The 18,732-nt window shown below is 52.4% G+C and carries 19 protein-coding genes; 4 read left to right on the top strand and 15 right to left on the bottom strand.

Annotated elements, in window-relative coordinates; all coding sequences use genetic code 11:
* Nucleotides 1-112: 112 nt before the first annotated feature.
* The 13 genes from mtaB to lepA all read right to left on the bottom strand — a co-directional run bounded on the left by mtaB (nt 113) and on the right by lepA (nt 13,015).
* Entirely contained in the window at nt 113-1,405 is a 1,293-nt protein-coding gene (gene mtaB, locus ACE419_RS02260; RefSeq protein ID WP_435720872.1) for a tRNA (N(6)-L-threonylcarbamoyladenosine(37)-C(2))-methylthiotransferase MtaB, read from the bottom strand.
* Nucleotides 1,402-2,148, bottom strand: a complete 747-nt coding sequence (locus tag ACE419_RS02265; RefSeq protein WP_435720873.1) for a 16S rRNA (uracil(1498)-N(3))-methyltransferase — start codon at nt 2,146-2,148, stop codon at nt 1,402-1,404. The genes mtaB and ACE419_RS02265 overlap by 4 nt, the downstream gene beginning before the upstream one ends.
* Complete coding sequence (gene prmA, locus ACE419_RS02270; RefSeq protein ID WP_435720874.1) at nt 2,145-3,089, bottom strand: 50S ribosomal protein L11 methyltransferase; 945 nt, start codon at nt 3,087-3,089, stop codon at nt 2,145-2,147. The genes ACE419_RS02265 and prmA overlap by 4 nt, the downstream gene beginning before the upstream one ends.
* A gap of 137 nt (nt 3,090-3,226) precedes the next feature.
* A complete protein-coding gene (locus ACE419_RS02275) occupies nt 3,227-3,499 on the bottom strand; it encodes a metal-sensing transcriptional repressor (protein WP_295632611.1) in 273 nt (90 codons plus the stop codon).
* Nucleotides 3,480-3,989, bottom strand: coding sequence for an HAD-IC family P-type ATPase (locus tag ACE419_RS02280; RefSeq protein ID WP_435720875.1), 510 nt, complete (start codon nt 3,987-3,989; stop codon nt 3,480-3,482). Before ACE419_RS02280 ends, ACE419_RS02275 begins: the two co-directional genes overlap by 20 nt.
* A gap of 149 nt (nt 3,990-4,138) precedes the next feature.
* Entirely contained in the window at nt 4,139-5,317 is a 1,179-nt protein-coding gene (gene dnaJ, locus ACE419_RS02285) for a molecular chaperone DnaJ (protein WP_302488686.1), read from the bottom strand.
* Nucleotides 5,318-5,403: 86 nt separating this feature from the next.
* Complete coding sequence (gene dnaK / locus ACE419_RS02290) at nt 5,404-7,266, bottom strand: molecular chaperone DnaK (protein WP_435720876.1); 1,863 nt, start codon at nt 7,264-7,266, stop codon at nt 5,404-5,406.
* Between the two features lie 74 nt (nt 7,267-7,340).
* Nucleotides 7,341-7,970, bottom strand: a complete 630-nt coding sequence (gene grpE, locus ACE419_RS02295; RefSeq protein ID WP_435720877.1) for a nucleotide exchange factor GrpE — start codon at nt 7,968-7,970, stop codon at nt 7,341-7,343.
* 40 nt (nt 7,971-8,010) lie between these two features.
* Nucleotides 8,011-9,045, bottom strand: a complete 1,035-nt coding sequence (gene hrcA, locus ACE419_RS02300) for a heat-inducible transcriptional repressor HrcA (RefSeq protein WP_295631032.1) — start codon at nt 9,043-9,045, stop codon at nt 8,011-8,013.
* Between the two features lie 215 nt (nt 9,046-9,260).
* Nucleotides 9,261-9,542 (bottom strand): glutaredoxin domain-containing protein, encoded by a 282-nt coding sequence (locus tag ACE419_RS02305; RefSeq protein ID WP_295713270.1) that lies wholly within the window; start codon nt 9,540-9,542, stop codon nt 9,261-9,263.
* A 33-nt stretch (nt 9,543-9,575) separates the two neighbouring features.
* Nucleotides 9,576-9,959 (bottom strand): DUF488 domain-containing protein, encoded by a 384-nt coding sequence (locus ACE419_RS02310; protein WP_295713268.1) that lies wholly within the window; start codon nt 9,957-9,959, stop codon nt 9,576-9,578.
* 80 nt (nt 9,960-10,039) lie between these two features.
* Entirely contained in the window at nt 10,040-11,209 is a 1,170-nt protein-coding gene (gene hemW, locus ACE419_RS02315; protein WP_435720879.1) for a radical SAM family heme chaperone HemW, read from the bottom strand.
* A gap of 9 nt (nt 11,210-11,218) precedes the next feature.
* Nucleotides 11,219-13,015 (bottom strand): translation elongation factor 4, encoded by a 1,797-nt coding sequence (lepA, locus tag ACE419_RS02320; protein WP_432646811.1) that lies wholly within the window; start codon nt 13,013-13,015, stop codon nt 11,219-11,221.
* A gap of 153 nt (nt 13,016-13,168) precedes the next feature.
* Here lepA and rpsT point away from each other — a divergent pair, with 153 nt between their 5' ends.
* Entirely contained in the window at nt 13,169-13,435 is a 267-nt protein-coding gene (gene rpsT, locus ACE419_RS02325; protein WP_036374005.1) for a 30S ribosomal protein S20, read from the top strand.
* 63 nt (nt 13,436-13,498) lie between these two features.
* Here rpsT and trhA read toward each other — a convergent pair whose 3' ends face one another.
* Nucleotides 13,499-14,182 carry a PAQR family membrane homeostasis protein TrhA gene (trhA, locus tag ACE419_RS02330; RefSeq protein WP_432646812.1) on the bottom strand — a complete coding sequence of 228 codons (684 nt, stop codon included), beginning with the start codon at nt 14,180-14,182 and terminating at the stop codon, nt 13,499-13,501.
* A gap of 47 nt (nt 14,183-14,229) precedes the next feature.
* Nucleotides 14,230-15,963 carry a sigma-54 interaction domain-containing protein gene (locus ACE419_RS02335; protein ID WP_435720880.1) on the bottom strand — a complete coding sequence of 578 codons (1,734 nt, stop codon included), beginning with the start codon at nt 15,961-15,963 and terminating at the stop codon, nt 14,230-14,232.
* A 291-nt stretch (nt 15,964-16,254) separates the two neighbouring features.
* Here ACE419_RS02335 and ACE419_RS02340 point away from each other — a divergent pair, with 291 nt between their 5' ends.
* The 3 genes from ACE419_RS02340 to iadA are packed head-to-tail and all read left to right on the top strand — an operon-like array spanning nt 16,255 to nt 18,653.
* Nucleotides 16,255-16,929 (top strand): nucleoside recognition domain-containing protein, encoded by a 675-nt coding sequence (locus ACE419_RS02340; RefSeq protein ID WP_295631015.1) that lies wholly within the window; start codon nt 16,255-16,257, stop codon nt 16,927-16,929.
* Nucleotides 16,916-17,404 carry a YjiG family protein gene (locus ACE419_RS02345; protein ID WP_295631013.1) on the top strand — a complete coding sequence of 163 codons (489 nt, stop codon included), beginning with the start codon at nt 16,916-16,918 and terminating at the stop codon, nt 17,402-17,404. The genes ACE419_RS02340 and ACE419_RS02345 overlap by 14 nt, the downstream gene beginning before the upstream one ends.
* Before the next feature lie 58 nt (nt 17,405-17,462).
* On the top strand, nt 17,463-18,653 hold the full coding sequence (gene iadA, locus ACE419_RS02350; protein WP_432646815.1) for a beta-aspartyl-peptidase: 1,191 nt from the start codon (nt 17,463-17,465) through the stop codon (nt 18,651-18,653).
* The last annotated feature ends 79 nt before the right edge of the window (nt 18,654-18,732 follow it).

The raw sequence follows: 18,732 nt of genomic DNA on the forward strand, positions 1-18,732 counted from the left end.
TTATAAGTACATATTCGTCGTCTTTTCTGAAAAACCTTCTTTTAGCAAAAAGAAAAAATAAAAAAGACGATTTTCAGAACTCCACGATTTCAAGATGAACGCATCCGAAACATCAGCGGACGCAGTGCGCAAAGACACCGTCACGCCAGAGTTTGTCGATATGAACGGTATAAATATCACCGCATTTGACGGCATCATCCGTATAGACGCGAATGTAATTGTCGGTCAGGCCGTCCGTGATGCTGTCTTTTGCCGTCTCAAACAGCACGCGCATGTCACGGCCGATGAAGCTCTTATGGAATTCCTCAGACTTGCGGTCAGCAAGCGCCTGCATGCGGTGCACGCGTTCCTTCTTGACCGCCTCATCGACCTGATCTTTGCGGGCCGCAGCCGGCGTACCCGTACGCCTCGAATATGGAAAGACATGCATGCGCGCAAAATTCATCTTCTCGACGAAATCAAGTCCCTGCTGAAAATCCTCTTCCGTCTCGCCGGGGAACCCGACGATGATATCCGTCGAAACGGCCACGCCCGGCACCTCTTTTTCCACATGCTCGATGAGTCGTGCAAATTCCTCCGTATCGTAATGACGGTTCATATCACGAAGGACCTTATCAGAGCCTGCCTGCAGGGGCAGGTGGAGATGCGCGCAGAAGCGTTCATCTTCGCGAATCAGCTGGAAAAGTTCTGGTGAGAGCTCGATGGATTCAAGCGACCCGAGGCGCAGGCGCTTGAGGCCTTTTACCGAAAGGACCTCGCGGCAGGCATCAGCCAAAGTGACATCTTCCGGCAAATCACGGCCGTAGGCCCCGAGATGGATGCCCGTCAGGACAATTTCCTTGAAGCCCATGGCGACGAGTTTCTCTGCCTCGCGGCGCACGTGCTCCGGCAGACGCGACTTAACGGGGCCGCGCGCATACGGAATGATGCAGTACGAGCAGAAATTCTGGCAGCCGTCCTCAATCTTCAGGAAGGCACGCGTGCGCTCCGGACTGTCATAGAGCGGAATATCCTCAAACGTCTTAGCCTGCATGATATCCGTGATCGTGCCCTGGATGCCGTCCTCGTGCATGGCCTTTTCGACGTAGTCGACAATATGCGCGCGTTCTTTCGTGCCGAGCACGACGCGCACGCCTTCGATAGCCTTGATTTCATCCGGTGCCACCTGTGCATAGCAGCCGCAGACTGCGATGATGGCCTGAGGGTTCTCGCGATGGGCACGGCGGATGATCTGACGGCTCTTGCGGTCGCCAAGACTCGTAACCGAGCATGTATTGATGACATAAACATCGGCGCATTCCTCAAACGGCACGACCTCATAGCCGCGCTTCTTAAAGAGGCCTTCCATGGTCTCCGTCTCAAACTGATTGACCTTGCAGCCAAGTGTTGTCAGTGCAACTTTCAACTTCCCAAATCTCCTTTTTCATACTGCACGATGCTGAGCCCTGCAACGCACGCTGTCTCGGCCCGCAGAATGCGCGGCCCAAGCGTGACGCTCTGCCCGCCGGCTTTGACAATGGCTTCAGCTTCCTCAAGCGTAAAGCCGCCCTCGGGGCCGACGAGCAGCAGATAGCGCTCAGCCGTCGTGCGCTGCAGACATTCCCGCAGCGAAAGTTTTTCTTCATTTTCATAGCAAAACAGGAATTCCGAGTCCATGTCATCCTCATACGGAGCATGACAGAGAAATTTCTGCAGCGTTTCAATCGGCAATACTTTGACAAGGGCCGTGCGGCCGCATTGTTTGGCCGCCTCATTGGCAATTTTCTGCCAGCGTTCGCAGCGCTGTTTTGCCTTTTTTGCATCGTAACGCACGACGCAGTTGTGGCTGGCAACCGGCACGATACGCGTCACACCGAGTTCCACGGCCTTCTGCACGACAAAATCCATCTTGTCGGCCTTTAAAAGGCACGCCGCCAGCGTCAAATCGATGGGCGACTCCGTATCGGCATCGAGGCGTTCCAAAAGCTCCAGTGTCACCGTATCCGGGGAAAAAGCCGTCATTTCCATGCGCGCGACCTGATTCTCATCGTCGACGACGATGACTTCCTGACCGGGCTTCGCGCGCATGACATGCATGAGATGATGGGCATCCGGGCCGCCAATCTCGATTTGATCGGCCAGAATCCCCTTGTAGAAGAGTCTTCTCATTTCTTTTCCCCTCTGCTGATGACCATGGCAGCCCAGCCGCTCTCCTCGATGACTTTGTCAATCGCAAAACCATGCGCCAGCGCCGCTTCCGTCACATCGGCAACGCGTTCATCGATAATGCCCGAAGCCAGCAGTTTTCCGCCTTCGGCCAGATGTTCGTCAAGCTCGTCAAACAGACGGATGACAATATCGGCAATGATATTGGCGATGATGAGGTCCGCCTTGCCGTCAAATGATTTCAAAAGGTCGGAAACCCCCGTCGTCACTTTATCTTCGACGTGGTTGCGCTCGACATTTTCCTGTGCCACTTTGGCAGCCGTGCGGTCATAATCCTTCGCCGTGACCTCGCCGGCACCGAGTTTTGCGGCAGCCACGGCGAGCACGCCCGAGCCCGTACCGACATCGAAGACGCGCATGCCGCCCTTGACGAGGGATTCGAGTTCGCGGATGCACATGGCCGTCGTCGGGTGCGTGCCCGTGCCAAAGGCAGCACTTGGGTCAAGGTCAATGACAATATCATCAGGGCTCGCTTCATAATCTTCCCAGGCCGGCTTGATGACAATAAGCCCGCCGACTTTTGTCGTATGAAAATACGCTTTCCAATTATCGGCCCAATCCTCATCCTGCACCGTATGCCATTCAATCGGGCAGGATTTCGCGTCAAAACCATCGATCTTTGCAAGTTCTGCGACACGCCGTTCAAACGTGCGCAGGCGTTCATCGAGGTCTTCATCGACCGGCAGATAAGCCTTGACGGTCACGCCATCCGTCTGTTCAGCTTTAGGCAGGTCGGAATAATCAAAAAGTCCGCTGTCGATATAACTGTTGAGTTCTTCTGGATCTTCAATGACAACACCGGAAGCCCCCACATCGTGAAAGATTTCGGCGATAAGTTCGGTTTCCTCATGTGTCGTGCGGATACTGACTTCGGCCCATTTCAAAGCGCATCGTCCTTTCTTTTTCTAAGTCTTTCCATTATATGTGATGTGGCTGTAAAAAACAAGGAAATTGCTCACAAAGAAATTCATGAGCACATCCCATAATAGAAATCCGGACCAGCACCAGCCAGTCCGGATTTTTACTGCATATTGGCGAATCGTTCAATAGCTTTTGTGAAAGTCTTGATTTCTTCTTCGTCACCCTTCTCAATGGCCTCTTTGACGCAGTGATTGATATGGCCCTCGAGGACAATCTGGCCGCATTTGTTCAAAGCCGATTTGGCTGCGTTGATCTGCGACAGGACATCCTCGCACGGGATATCTTCCTCAATCATGCGGTCGATGGCATTGACCTGACCGATAATCTTCTTTAAACGGCGATGCAGGTTCGCCTCATCCATGCACTTTCTCATAAACTGCTTCATCCCCATGTACGATATTGACTTCTTTATCATTATACCGCATCTTCCACTTCAGCAGAAGAGCCGAATTGAGGATGACGAAGACGGAACCGGCATTGTGGACAAGCGCTCCGGTCACGGGATTCAGGATGCCCGTCATGGCCAGCACGATAGCTGTGAAGTTCAGGCCCATGGAAAACGTCAGATTATAGCGGATGGTCTTCATCATATGCTTGGAGAGGGCAAAGAGATGCGGCAGTTCCTTGACTTCATCATCGACAAGGGCAATATCGGCCGCATCGACGGCGATGTCACTGCCAACACCGCCCATCGCGATGCCGACGCGCGCAGCCTTGAGGGCAGGGGCATCGTTGATGCCATCGCCAATCATGCAGACCGGCAGAGACGATTTTTCCATCTGCCGTACGGCCGCAAGCTTTGTCTCGGGCAGACAGGAGGCTTTGACGTGCCATATGCCAATAATTTCTCCAGTCCGTCCCAAATAAATCTGCCATATTTCATAAGCGCAGCCTCTCTCCAAGATACATATAGGGGTATAAGTTATTCTGCTTTTATAATACCCATAAGGGTATATGTATGTCAAGAGAAATAAAAAATACTGCCGCATTCGCGGCAGTATTTTTTAACTGCTCATTTCTTAAAGAAGCGCTTGAGGTCATCGAGGAAGCTCTTCTGCTCCGGATTGACCTTGTCACCGCTGATTTCGCCAAACTCACGCAGAAGTTCTTTCTGACGTGCGGACAGATTCTGCGGCGTCAGTACCTTAATGTGGACGAGCTCGTCGCCGCGTCCCGAACCGCGCAGGAACGGGATGCCGTGGTTGCGGATGCGCAGGACCTTGCCCGACTGGATGCCCGCCGGAATCTTGAGGTCGACTGGACCATCGAGCGTCGGCACCTGTACAGAGCCGCCGAGGGCTGCCTGTACAAAGGTAATCGGCACTTCCACGATAACATCATTGCCATGACGCGTGTAGAGTTTATGCGGCTTGACAAAGATGTAAACGTAGAGGTCGCCGTAGCCGCCGCCATTGCGGCCGGCCTCGCCTGCACCGGACACGCGGACGCGCGACCCTTGGTCTACGCCCTTTGGGATGCCGACCTTGACCGTCTTCGTCTCGCGTTTGCGGCCCGTACCATGGCAGTCCTTGCACGGGGTCTTGATGACCTTGCCTGTGCCGTGGCAGTGCGAGCAGGTCTGGCTGCTCATCATGCGGCCAAAGGCCGTGTTGCGGACCACCTGCTGCTGGCCGGAACCATGGCAGACGGGGCAGGTCTCAGGCTGCGTCCCTGGGGCTGCACCTGTGCCATGGCACGTCGAACATTCGACCGTACGCGGAATGGTGAGTTCCACTTCTTTGCCGAAAGCAGCCTCTTCAAAGGTGATCTCCAAATCGTAGCGCAGGTCATTGCCGCGCTCCGGTCCCGGACGGCGCGCGTGGCCTGCGCCGCCATGACCGCCAAAGAACATATCAAAGATATCGCCGAAGCCTTCAGCGCCGGCACCAGCGCCGAAACCGCCAAAGTCTCCAAAACCGCCGAAGCCGCCGGCACCAGCGCCGTTAAAGCCGCCCGTGCCGTCAAAGGCACCGGCTCCAAACTGGTCGTACTGCGCGCGTTTCTTCGGGTCTTTGAGGACATCATAGGCCTCATTGATTTCCTTGAATTTTTCTTCTGCCTCTTTCGGATTGTCCGGATTGAGGTCTGGATGATATTTGCGGGCCAGTTTCTTATAGGCCCTCTTTATCTCCTTTTCATCCGCGCTCTTGTCAACGCCCAGCACTTCATAATAATCGCGTTTTTCGCTCACGTTGCACCATCCTTATAGAAAAATTGGGAGTCCAGGGAAAGCCCTGCGGCTCCCCCTTAGCTCCCAACCTTCAACCAATCATCTGATTATTTCTTGTCGTCTTTGACTTCCGTGTAGTCGGCATCGACGACATCATCATCGTCTTTCTTCTGCTGCTGGGCATTCTGGGCATTTTCTGCACCGGCCTGAGCCCCCTGGGCACCCTGCTGAGCACCAGCCTGCTGGTAAGCAGCGGCACTGAGTTCATACAGCGGCTTCTGCAGCTCTTCCGTAGCCTTCTTGATGGCTTCCGTATCGTTGCTCTTGATGGCCTCTTTGACCTTATCGCAGGCAGCCTTGACTTCAGAGACCTTAGAAGCGTCAGCCTTGTCGCCGAGCTCCTTGATGGTCTTCTCTGCCTGATAAACCATGTTATCGGCATTGTTCTTAGCGTCGATGGCTTCCTTCTGCTTCTTATCCTCAGCCTCATGAGCCTTGGCTTCGTTGACCATGCGGTCAATATCTTCCTTGCTCATGCCGCTGTCGGACTGAATCGTGATCTTCTGCTCTTTGCCCGTGCCAAGATCCTTAGCGGATACATGGACGATACCGTTGGCATCGATATCGAAGGAAACTTCAATCTTAGGTACTCCGCGCGGAGCTGGCGGGATATCCGTGAGTTCGAAGCGGCCGAGCGTCTTGTTGCCGGCAGCCATCTCACGCTCGCCCTGCAGGACGTGGATATCAACGGACGGCTGGTTATCTGCGGCCGTCGAGAAAATCTGGCTCTTATGCGTCGGAATCGTCGTGTTGCGCTCGATGATCTTCGTGCAGACACCGCCGAGCGTCTCAATACCGAGGGAAAGCGGCGTGACATCGAGCAGGAGGACATCCTTGACTTCACCGACGAGGACACCGCCCTGAATAGCAGCACCGACGGATACGCATTCATCCGGGTTGACACCCTTCGAAGGCTCTTTGTGCAGGATATTGCGGATAGCATCCTGCACAGCCGGAATACGGGAAGAACCGCCGACGAGGATGATCTTATCGATATCGTCAGCCGAAAGGCCTGCATCAGCCATAGCTTTGCGCGTCGGGCCCATCGTGCGCTCAACGAGGTCGCTCGTGAGTTCATTGAATTTTGCACGCGTCAGCGTGAGGTCGAGGTGTTTCGGGCCCGAAGCATCGGCCGTGATGAACGGCAGGTTGATGTTCGTCTGCGTCATGCTCGAGAGTTCAATCTTTGCTTTTTCAGCAGCTTCCTTCAGACGCTGAGCAGCCATCTTGTCCTGAGAAAGGTCGATGCCGTTCTCCTGTTTGAATTCGCTGACCATCCAGTCGATGATCTTCTGGTCGAAGTCATCGCCGCCGAGGTGCGTATCACCGTTCGTAGCCTGTACTTCGAACGTGCCTTCGGAGAGCTCGAGGATGGAGACATCGAACGTGCCGCCGCCGAGGTCGAAGACGAGGATGGTCTCATCTTTATCTTTATCCAGGCCATAAGCAAGGGCTGCAGCCGTCGGCTCGTTGACGATACGCAGGACATCGAGGCCTGCAATTTTGCCGGCGTCCTTCGTTGCCTGGCGCTGGCTGTCGTTGAAGTAAGCCGGAACCGTGATGACAGCCTGCGTGACCGTCTCGCCGAGGTATGCTTCAGCATCGCCCTTGAGTTTCTGCAGGATCATAGCCGAGATTTCCTGCGGCGTGTAATCCTTGCCATCAATCGTTACTTTGTAGTTCGGATCGCCCATATGACGTTTGATGGACGAAATCGTGCGGTCCGGATTCGATACAGCCTGACGTTTTGCCAGCTGACCGACAAGGCGCTGACCATCTTTCGTGAAACCGACGACAGACGGCGTGATGCGGCTGCCCTCAGGGTTCGTGATGACGGTCGGTTCGCCGCCTTCCATGACAGATACAACGGAGTTCGTCGTACCTAAATCGATACCAATTACTTTAGACATGGTAACATCCTCCTAAACTTTATGTAAAACTTGAATGATCTATATTGATGAACAGGTGCTTCGTTCTTGTGACTTCAGTTCGAAACAACCTGAACCATGCTTGGACGAATAACGCGGCCCTTGACCATGTAGCCCTTCTGGAGCTCCTGGGCAACCGTGTCATCTTCTTTATCGGGGTCTTCGACCCGCATGACCGCCTGATGGAAGTTCGGGTCGAACTTCTTGCCTTCGACCTCGATATGCTCAAGGCCGTTCTTCTTGAGGACTTCCTGGAACTGCGTGAAGATCATCTCAACGCCCTTCTGGAAAGCCGCGGCGTCTTTCGTCTCGGCTGCCATTGCGCGTTCGAAATTATCGAGCAGCGGCAGCATGTCCTTGCAGAAGTTCTGCGTGACCACCGACGAGATTTCTTCGCGTTCCTTCGCCGAACGGCGGCGGAAGTTCTCAAAATCAGCCTGCAGCCGCAGAAGGCGGTCTTTCATCTCCTGAAGATCGGCTGTCAGTTTTTCAACCTGGCTTTTCAAGGCTTCAATCTCCTCCTGTGCAGCCGTATCTTCCTGACTTGCTGCCTCATCTGCAGGTTCTTCTTCGGAGCCTTCGGCAGCGTCCTCAGCAGCTGCTTCCGCTTCGTCGATTTCCTGCTTCATTTCCTGCATCTTCTGCTCATCTTTTTTCTTCATTTCATCTTTGATAAAGGATGGCAAAACAATCACCTCTTCACGTAGTTTCTGGATTTCTGCGGCTCTACCAGTGGAACCGCTTGATGACTTCTGTAAGATTGGAATTCATATATTCAAGCAGGCTCATGGCCTTTGCGTATTCCATACGCGTCGGGCCTAGCACTGCAATGGTGCCTAGAAGCTGTCCATCGAGATGGTACGTCGCCGTGATGATGCTGCTGTCCTTGAAGTGACTGTCTTCATTTTCCTGACCAATCGTGACTTCAAGGCCGTCGCCCATATGGGCATGCAGCACGTCTTTCATGAGCTCTTCCTTCTCGAGCACGAGCAGCGTTTCCTTGACTTTTTCCACGTCGTGGAACTCCGGCTGTTCCAGCATCTGCGTCGTACCGCCGAGGTACAGGCGTTCGCGCTTGCCGGAATCAAGGGCCCGATGAATGATTTCGACCGCTGATTCGTAAAGCGGCTCATCCTGAATCTCATCGCGGATCTGCGCCATGGCCGGATGGTCAATCGACCGCAGCGTCTGACCGGCAAGATTCTTGTTGATGACCTTGGCCATGCGCTGGAAGTCCGCAAACGTGGCACCGTCCGGCATCTCGAGAATCTTGTTCTCGATGAAGCCTGCATCCGTCATGAGTACCGTGATGACGCGGCGGTCATCGAGCGGCAGGAACTGCAGACAGCGGAACGCAGCCTGTGTCATCTGCGGGGCAAGCACCAAAGAAACATTCTTCGTCACCTGCGAGATGATGCGCGCCGTCTCCTGAAAGACCTCGTCGATGCGCTTGACCCTTGCCTTATACCAGCGGTCGATGAGGACTTTCTCCTCATCACTCACGGGCTTCGGGGGAATCAGGCCGTCCACATAGAAGCGATATCCTTTCGAGGACGGAATCCTGCCGGAAGAGGTATGCAGCTGCTCGAGATACCCAAGCATCTCGAGGTCTGCCATCTCGTTGCGGATGGTCGCAGGACTGACGCCGAGGTCATACTTGCGCGCCAGTGTCCGCGAGCCGACCGGCTCTGCCGACTCGATGTAATCATCGACAATTGCCTGCAGCACGCGCTTCTTGCGTTCATCAAGTTCATCCTTCATCTGCCTGCCCCCTTCCTTGATCTCTCCTGTTAGCACTCTGATTACCTGAGTGCTAACTTTGAATCTATAAAGAATATACACCGAAAAAAACAAAAAGTCAACACCTAAAATGTCAAAAAGTCAAAATTATTTTCGACTTTTTTCAGAAATGAAAAAGAAGGGCCTTGATAACAGGTCCTTCTTCGGTTTCTGCATGCATACTGCGCATAAATATTTTATTTTGCCGCGTCAAAAGCTTCCTTGACCGCTGCCTTGATGGTATCGTAGTCATCGCCCGGATGAGCCTCGAAGACCTTTTTGCCCTCGACAAACAGGCTCGGTACGTAGTAATAGTCTTTGGCATAGGCCTTGGCCTTATCCTGCTGCTCGTTCTCGTCGATGACTTCGACCTCGACCGACTGGTAAGCCGGCTGCTCTGCGCGCAGCTCTTCGATGGCCTGTGCTGCTTTGGCGCAGTACGGGCAGCCCTGCATCTTAATCATGGTAACTTTTTTCATATCGTTCATCCTTTCCATTGCCTTTTATCCTTGTCATGCCGTTGTATCAGGCTCTGCCGTCTTCTTCCGCAGCCAGGCCGCGAGCACAAGCGCATGATTTTCCTGCTGGTTCTTCGCCGCAAACAGCAAAGTCACATTCTGCGTCTGGAGCCATTCCCTGCATTTTTTTGCAAAGGCCGCAGCTCCTTCGCTGTGTTCCAATTCTTCGACATAGCCCTCGCGGAACCCTGCAAAGGGCATCTCGCCGCGATGATAAAGCGTCCGCAGCTCAGAGGACGGCGTGATTTCCTTTGCCCAGACATCGTAGGGAAGATTCTCCTTGCGAATGCCGCGCGGCCAGAGGCGGTCGGCAAGCACGCGCACACCATCGTCAGGCGAAGCTGCTTCATAAACGCGTTTCAGGCGGATTTCATGCATATAACATGCTTCCTTTCTTTCCTTATCATGTTCAGCTTACCATCTGACTCTTTAGGATTCCGTGACTCACGTCACAAAAGTCAGAGCAGGAATTCCTCAAACGCGGCATTGCCGTACTTCATGCCGAGCTCGGTCAGATGGACAAAATCTCCCTCTTCTGCCAAAAGCCCCTGCTGCCTGAGTTTGGCTATGGGCTCAGCATAGACTTCTGCCAGCGTCACGCCAAATTTTTCCGCAAAACGTCTTTTGTCGATGCCTTTAGCCGTACGCAGGGCAAGAAAGGCGAATTCTTCCATGGCAATTGCGCGCGTCGCGGGCTCTTCTTCCCGGCGCACACCCTTGCCCGAACGGATTCCTTCTATATATAAAGGAATCTCATGGACATTTTCATAGCGCTGTCCTTCAAGATACGAATGCGCTGCCGCGCCGAGACCGAGATACGGAACATCCTGCCAATAAGAAAGATTATGACGGCTCTCAAAGCCCGGCTTGGCAAAATTCGAGATTTCGTAGCGCGCGTAGCCATGCTGCGGCAAAAACAAAGTCATCGTGTCGTACATCTCCTCGACCGTATCCTCATCAGGAAGCTGCAGCTTCCCCATTTCCTGCATTTTGGCAAAGGCCGTGCCTTTCTCAAGCTGCAGCCCGTAAATCGAGATATGCTCGGGCTGCAGGGAAATCATCGTCTCAAGGTCATGCTGCAGCATCTCTATGGTCTCATCCGGCAGGCCGTAGATGAGGTCCATGCTGACATTGCGGAACCCCGCCGCCCGCGCAAGCTCCATGGCTTCTCTGGCCTGCGCCCCCGTATGGATGCGGCCGATGCGTTTCAGCAGGACATCGTCAAAGGTCTGAACGCCAAAGGACAGTCGATTGACGCCATAGCGGCGCAGCATCTTGAGATACGCGGGAGCAATCGTTCCCGGATTGCATTCCACGGTGAATTCCCATGGCATTTCCTGCCCCTGTCCGCAGTCTTCGGCAGTGCCAAAGACGTTCTGCAGCCTAACGAGAAGTTTTTCCATGAGCTCTGCCGGCAGGACACTCGGCGTGCCGCCGCCCATATAGACGGTCGCAGGCCTGCCCCATCTGCCGCGATAAAGAGCGCCCTGCACCGCGATTTCACGGCACAGGGCGTCAATGTAGTCACTTTTATAGCGCTCGCGTCCCGCAAAGGACGGAAAGTCACAGTAAAAGCACTTCTGGCGGCAAAAGGGGATATGGATATATACACCCCATTGTCTTTTCATCGCTTTGCCTCAGTCAATCTTGAGGATGGCCATGAAGGCCTCCTGCGGGATTTCGACACTGCCAACGGCTTTCATGCGCTTCTTGCCTTCCTTCTGCTTTTCGAGCAGTTTGCGTTTACGCGAGATATCGCCGCCGTAGCACTTGGCAAGGACATCCTTGCGGCGGGCACGCACATTCTCGCGCGCGATGACTTTCGAGCCAATCGCGGCCTGAATCGGAATCTCAAACATCTGCTGCGGGATGATTTCCTTGAGCTTCGCCGCGAGCTGACGGCCGCGCGAAGCTGCACGGTCCTTATGAACGATGGTCGACAGAGCATCGACAGGCTCGCCATTCAGCAGGATATCGACCTTGACGAGCTTCGACTCCTTGTAGTCGGCCAGTTCATAGTCAAGCGAAGCATAGCCGCGCGTCGCCGACTTCAGGCGGTCGAAGTAGTCGAAGATGATTTCGTTAAGCGGGATATGATAGGTTATCATGACGCGGTTCGTATCGAGGTAGTCCATGCCCTTGAATTCGCCGCGCTTGTCCTGCGAGATTTCCATGACCGCACCGACAAAGTCGTTCGGCACAATGACCGTAGCCTTGACATACGGCTCTTCGATATGGTCGATTTCCGTCTGCGGCGGCAGTTCGGCCGGATTGCTGACTTTAAGCATCGTGCCGTCGGTCTTGTAAACGTGGTAGATAACGGAAGGTGCCGTCGTGATGAGCTTCAGGTTGTACTCGCGCTCCAGACGCTCCTGAATGACATCCATGTGCAGCAGGCCGAGGAAGCCGCAGCGAAAGCCAAAGCCGAGGGCAATGGACGTCTCGGGTTCGAAGACGAGTGCCGCATCGTTGATCTGCATTTTCTCGAGGGCGTCCTTGAGATTGTCATAGTCGGAACTCTCAACCGGATAAAGGCCGCAGTAGACCATCGGATTGACGCCGCGGTAGCCCGGCAGCGGCTCTTTGGCCGGATTGTCGGCATAGGTGATCGTATCGCCGACGCGCACATCGCGCACATCCTTTAAAGAGCCCGCGACGAAGCCGACTTCACCGACGTCGAGATGGCCGATATCGACAGGCTGCGGCTTAAAGCAGCCGACATCCGTGACCTCAAAGACCTTGCCCGAATTCATGAGCTTGAGCTTCATGCCCTTTTCGATATGGCCCTGCTTGACGCGGATATGCGCGATAACGCCCTTGTATGAATCAAAGAACGAGTCAAAAATCAGGGCCTGCAGCGGCGCGTTCTCATCGCCCTCCGGTGCCGGCACATAATCGACGATGGCATCGAGGATTTCTTCGATGCCGACGCCCGTTTTCGCCGAGGCCAGCACGGCGTTTGACGTATCGAGGCCGATGACGTCCTCAATTTCCTTTTTCACGCGCTCCGGGTCGGCACTCGGCAGGTCAATCTTGTTGATGACGGGAATGATTTCGAGGTCGTGCTCGAGCGCCATGTAGACATTCGCAAGAGTCTGCGCCTCGACGCCCTGTGCCGCATCGACGACGAGCAGCGCGCCCTCGCAGGCTGCAAGGCTGCGCGAAACCTCATACGTAAAGTCGACATGGCCCGGCGTGTCGATGAGGTTGAGCTCGTATTCCTCGCCGTCCTTGCCCTTATAATTCAGGCGTACGGTCTGCGACTTAATGGTGATGCCGCGCTCACGCTCAATATCCATATTGTCGAGGACCTGTGCTTCCATCTCACGCTTTGAAAGCGTGCCCGTATATTCAATCAGACGGTCCGCAATCGTCGATTTTCCATGGTCAATATGCGCAATGATGGAAAAGTTGCGGATGTTCTTGTTCTGCATGTTCATTTTCCTTTCAATCTATACGTCGTGCCAGTCGAAAATATTATACCATTCTCAAGGCTTCTCCTGCAAGAAAAGCAAAGAAATGGTTGCTTTTTCACTTGACCCATGATATTATACTTAGGTAACGAATTATTTAAGGGGGTGAACTACTTGCCGAATATCAAAGCATCTATCCTGAGTGTGAAATCCGACGCTAAGCGCCATGCAAAGAACGCTGCCGAGAAGTCTCGTGTCCGCACTGCTTCCCGCCGTGTCCTCGATGCTGTTGAGGCTGGAAACGCTGATGAAGCGAAATCCCTCCTTACGGTTGCATGCAAGACGATCGACCAGGCCGCTGCCAACAAGGTTTATCACAAGAACGCTGCTGCCCGCAAAAAGTCCCGTCTGGCTCGCAAAGTCAACGCACTGGCTAAATAATCTTTGCAGATAAGATAGAAAAGGCCCGCTCTTTTGAGCGGGTCTTTTTCTGTATGCAGTTTTTTAAAGCATCGCCACGGCTGAGCGGACAAATTCCGGCAGCGGCAGCACATAATGGAATACCGTGTAGAAATGAACGGCACTGCCCGCCATGACAAAGAGATGCCAGATGACGTGGCTGTACGGCATTTTCCGCGCCAGGTAGAAGATGGCACCGACCGTATAGCAGAGGCCGCCGGCCACGAGCCACCAGATGGCTTCCATTGGCAGCGTCTGTAAGAGCGGCTTGACCATAAAAACAGCAAACCAGCCCATGCCGAGATAGCAGAGCGTGCGCACAATGCGGAAACGCTTGGCCGCGAAGCACTGGAAGACGATGCCGATGACCGCCATGGCCCAGACAAAGCCAAACACGGCCCAGCCAAAACTGCCATGCAGCGGAATCAGCGCAAACGGCGTGTAATTGCCCGCAATCAGCACAAAGATGGCCGCATGGTCAATGACCTTGAAGACCGACTTGACCTTAAGATTCGTAAAGCTGTGATAAAGCGTCGAGGCAAGATACAGAAGAATCAACGAGATGCCATAGACAAGACAGCTCGTCGTATGCCAGACGCCATCCCCCGCATAATAAATCAGCATGCCGACGAGAGCCGCCACAGCCAAAGCCGCGCCAACGCCATGCGTCACGGCATTGAGGACTTCCTCAAGTGTAACAGGTGCCTTTAAAGCAACTGTATGTTTCATAAAAAAACCTCCCCTCTTGACGAGGATACTATGATTAGGCTATTTCATTATCCTTCATTTTGCGTCCGTTGTAAAATATCCGACAAGGGTCTCAGCAGGCGTATACCGCCGCGGCCATGCGTCAGAGCAATATCCCCGCTGTCCACCATTTCATGGCAGACTGTGCGAATCTGACTTTCAGGAACGTGCAGACTTGAAGCCAATGTCCGCCGGCCTAAATGACGGCCTTCCTGTGCAGATTCTGCCAATAATAGTAAGACTTTTTCACGCAGATTACCCGCTTTCTGGCAGAGCTGCGTCAGTTCTGCACCACTATTGTATATATTACGCATCGGCGGCAGCAAGTCCCCCACCTGCGGTCTGCCAGTATCACATATATTCAGCAAATACTCCACGAGATTCTGAAGTTCACGGATATTGCCCGGCCATGTGTATGTTTGCAGCACAGGCAAAATATCCTGAAAATAATCTTCTGCCTCCTGTACTGACAATGATGGTTTAAATTGACGTAAAAATGATGCCGCCAACAGGGGGATATCTTCTTTTCGCTCATGAAGAGACGGCAAAGACAAAGGCAGGATGTTAAGCCTGTAATAGAGGTCTTTGCGGAATTTCCCCTGCTGTATCAGCTCAACAAGGTTCTGATTTGTCGCTGCAATGATGCGCACATCGATATGAACCGACGTCGTGCTGCCGACTCTGCGGATTTCTCGTTCCTGCAGGACACGCAAGAGTTTGATTTGGAAAGACAGCGGCGCATCACCTATTTCATCGAGAAAAATCGTTCCCTTGTTGGCACGCTCAAAAAGCCCCATTGCCCTATGGCGTGAAGCACCAGTGAAAGCACCTTCTACATAGCCGAAGAGTTCCGAATCCAGCAGTGATTCTGTAATTGCTGCAAAATTTACAGCAACGAAGGGCCCGGAAGACCTCGGTGACGCATTATGGATACTTTGGGCAAACAGCTCTTTGCCCGTCCCGCTTTCTGCCTGAATCAGGACAGTCGATTCCGATGCTGCAAATCGTTTGGCGATTCGCACTGCCTTCTGCAATGCAAAAGAACTGCCAAGAATATCTTCAAAATGATACACTGCCGCCGTATGCTCTTCCTGATGTTTACGCGTGACCACATCTTCCAGCCGACTGACTTCCTGACGCAAATGCGCACTTTCTTTTTCATAATGATGCCCTGCAGCAATAAAGCCGACCATATCACGTACATATTTTGCTGAAAGAAAATCTGCATAATACGGCAGGATGCCCAATCGGGATAAAAGCTCCACAAGTGAGGTTATATCGATAAGGCGTGTATGGATATCCACAATCTTTTCAATGGAAGATGGCACCAGCTGAGCTTCTCCCGGCGTCACGGCAACTTTTGCTACATGCGGATCCTTCATGCCAGGATAATAGGCATAATAATTCAAATGGTCAATTCCCAGCGTCTGCAAAAGTGATATCGTATCATCGGCCGATGATTTTGCATCATTGACCAGCAGTACATTGGTCCCTGTCGGTATCTCGAATAATTTGTTGACTGCATGATAATTGATAGAGCGGCGTGCTATCATGAACGGTGTATTATCTGTTACATGCTTTCTGGCTCGTGCATATGACAACTGACTGGAAAAGACAGCAAAGTCTGCATCAATTTTTTCTGGCAGATTGCCTTCAATATAATAATCACTGATATTGACGCGGCTGCCCAGCAGGTCGTGCAGCTGCTCACGGCAGCTGTACGACGTCTTGCGTCCCATAGCAATCAATGCGATGTGTTTCACTGGTCTTCCTCCTAATGGGATAAAACGGGATTCTTCCCTATTATATCATATGATATTCCCATTGATACCATAAATATTACACTTTACTGTATCTTTCTTTATGTATACTGTATTCTTTACAACTTTATTATTGGCTTGTGACCTGTGAATATACAATGCTTCTGTGGTAATCATCTGCGGAAAAATTATTTTATTTTTATGGGAAAGAAAAAGTTGGCATCATTCTTGCATCTTTATTTAGTGTCGACATGATATCTTCATTCAGATTCGTAACACAAGGAGGAATTTCATATGGAAAAGAAGGATGCCCCCAAGATTAAAGTCGGCTGGGTTGGCTATGCCGCTTTTATTTTCGCTATCATCTTGTTCTCCGGAATTTTTTCATCTTCGGACACCTGGCTCAGGGTATTCGACTTCAACGTTCTCAACGGTAAATTCGGTACCATTCCGCCAGGAGCCGAAAAAGCCTTGGACTTCCGCGGTGCCGGCGGTACCGGTGCACGTGATGGTTTCCTTTTCGCCATTGAACTCATCCCTGCCGTCATTCTCGCCCTCGGCATCGTCAATGTCATTGACGGACTCGGCGGTCTGCGTGCTGCGCAAAAGCTCATGACACCAATTCTGAAGCCTCTGCTTGGTATTCCAGGCATCACAGCGCTGGCAAGTATCGCCAATATGCAGAGCACCGATGCCGCAGCCGGCATGGTCAAGGAACTCTATGACCAAGGTGAGATTACAGATAAGGAGCGTTCTATCCTCATCGCTTATCAGACCAGTGCTTCTGCTTTCATCACCAACTATTTTTCCTCAGGAGCCGCAGTCTTCAGCTTTATTCTGACACCAATCATCATCCCACTCATCGTCATGTTCGTCTTCAAGATTATCGGCGGCAATCTCATGCGTATTTATCTGAAGATGTTCTATAAGGAAAATGCAAATGGAGGGAATGAAAATGGCAACGCCTGATACTGCAAAAACAGAAAAGAAGAAAAATATTCTCGACCTCTTCATTGACGGTGCCCGCAACGGCTTTACCATTGGCACGACGAGCCTGCTGCCGAATGTCATCATGGCATTTGTCATCATCCGCATTCTCGATGTCACGGGCCTTCTTCATCTCATCGGTATTGTCTGCGCGCCAATCATGGCGTTATGGGGCCTCCCCGGTGAAGCTGCTACGGTACTCGTCACGGCCATCATGAGCATGGGCGGCGGCATCGGCGTGGCCATGAGCCTCTATACTTCCGGCATCCTTGACCCCGCTGCCCTGACTTCTCTTGTACCTGCTATTTACCTTATCGGCAATCCTGTACAGAATGTCGGACGCTGCCTTGGTATTTCCGGCGTCAATACGAAGCATTACGTCGCTATCATCAGCATCTGCTTCATTAATGCACTGCTTTCCATTTGGGTTATGCGCTTCCTGCTGTTGTTCTTCTAAGCTCTTAAATAACAATATATCTTAGTTTGTATTTTATTTCTTTGAAAGGATGAGTACTATGTCAGATAAACCATTCTTCACAATGATTCGCAATGCCCATATCTACGCTCCCGAAGATCTTGGCATTCAGGATATACTTCTGGCCGGCGAAAAAATTGCCGGCATCGGCAAAGGAATTGAACCGCCACAGGGCATTGAATGCCGTGAAATCGACCTCAAAAATGCACGGGTACTGCCGGGATTCATTGATGGCCATGTCCATATGATTGGCGGCGGCGGTGAAGGCGGCTTTCATACGCGCACGCCGGAACTCGTACTCTCGAAGGTCACGCTGTCCGGTGTCACGACCGTCTGCGGTCTTCTTGGTACCGACGGCACGACGCGTCACGTTGAAAGTCTGCTCGCTAAGGCCAGAGGCCTTGAAAACGAAGGTCTTTCTACCTACATCTACACAGGAGCCTACGAACTTCCTACCCCAACTATCACTGGCAGTGTGCGCAAGGATATCGTCATGATTGACAAAATCATCGGCGCTGGCGAAATTGCCATGAGCGACCATCGTTCCGGTCAGCCTCAAGCCTGGGATTACCGCCGTCTTGCAGCCGAGACACGCGTTGGCGGCATGATCAGCGGCAAATGCGGTATTATCAACATGCATATGGGCGATGGCAAAAACGGCCTCAAATATCTCTTTGAGATTACTGAAGATGGTGAGATTCCTAAAACGCAGTTCCTGCCCACTCATATCAACCGCAATAAGAATCTTTTTGCTGAAGGCATCAAATGGGCTAAAGAAGGCGGCTATATGGATATCACTTCAGGCATTGACCCCAGCCATCCGGGGTCTGAGAACGCTGTAAAGCCAAGTGAAGCTGCCAAAAGAGCACTCGATGCAGGTGTTCCCCTCTCCCACATCACTATGAGTTCTGATGGCAACGGCAGTATGCCGGTCTTTGATGAGGCCGGCAACCCAATCGGTGTGGGCGTCGGCGACCAGCATTCGATGTTCACGGAATTCCGTGATATGGTCCAAAAAGAAAATATCCCCATCAATGAGGCTATTCAGATTCTCAGCACCAATGTCGCCAAGGCCCTCAAGATTTACCCGAAAAAAGGCTTGCTGGCACCGCAGAGTGATGCTGACTTCATCGTTATCTCTGATGATTTCGAGCTTGAGCATGTCTGGGCAAGAGGACAGCAAATGGTCGCTGACGGACAGGCAATTGTCAAAGGTACGTTCGAAGATTAATGTCACTGGACAAACTACAATACATATAATTACAACAAAAATGGAGCAGATTTTTCTGCTCCATTTTTTACATAATGAA

It is taken from the genome of Mitsuokella apri, assembly GCF_047974105.1.
Lineage (GTDB): Bacteria > Bacillota > Negativicutes > Selenomonadales > Selenomonadaceae > Mitsuokella.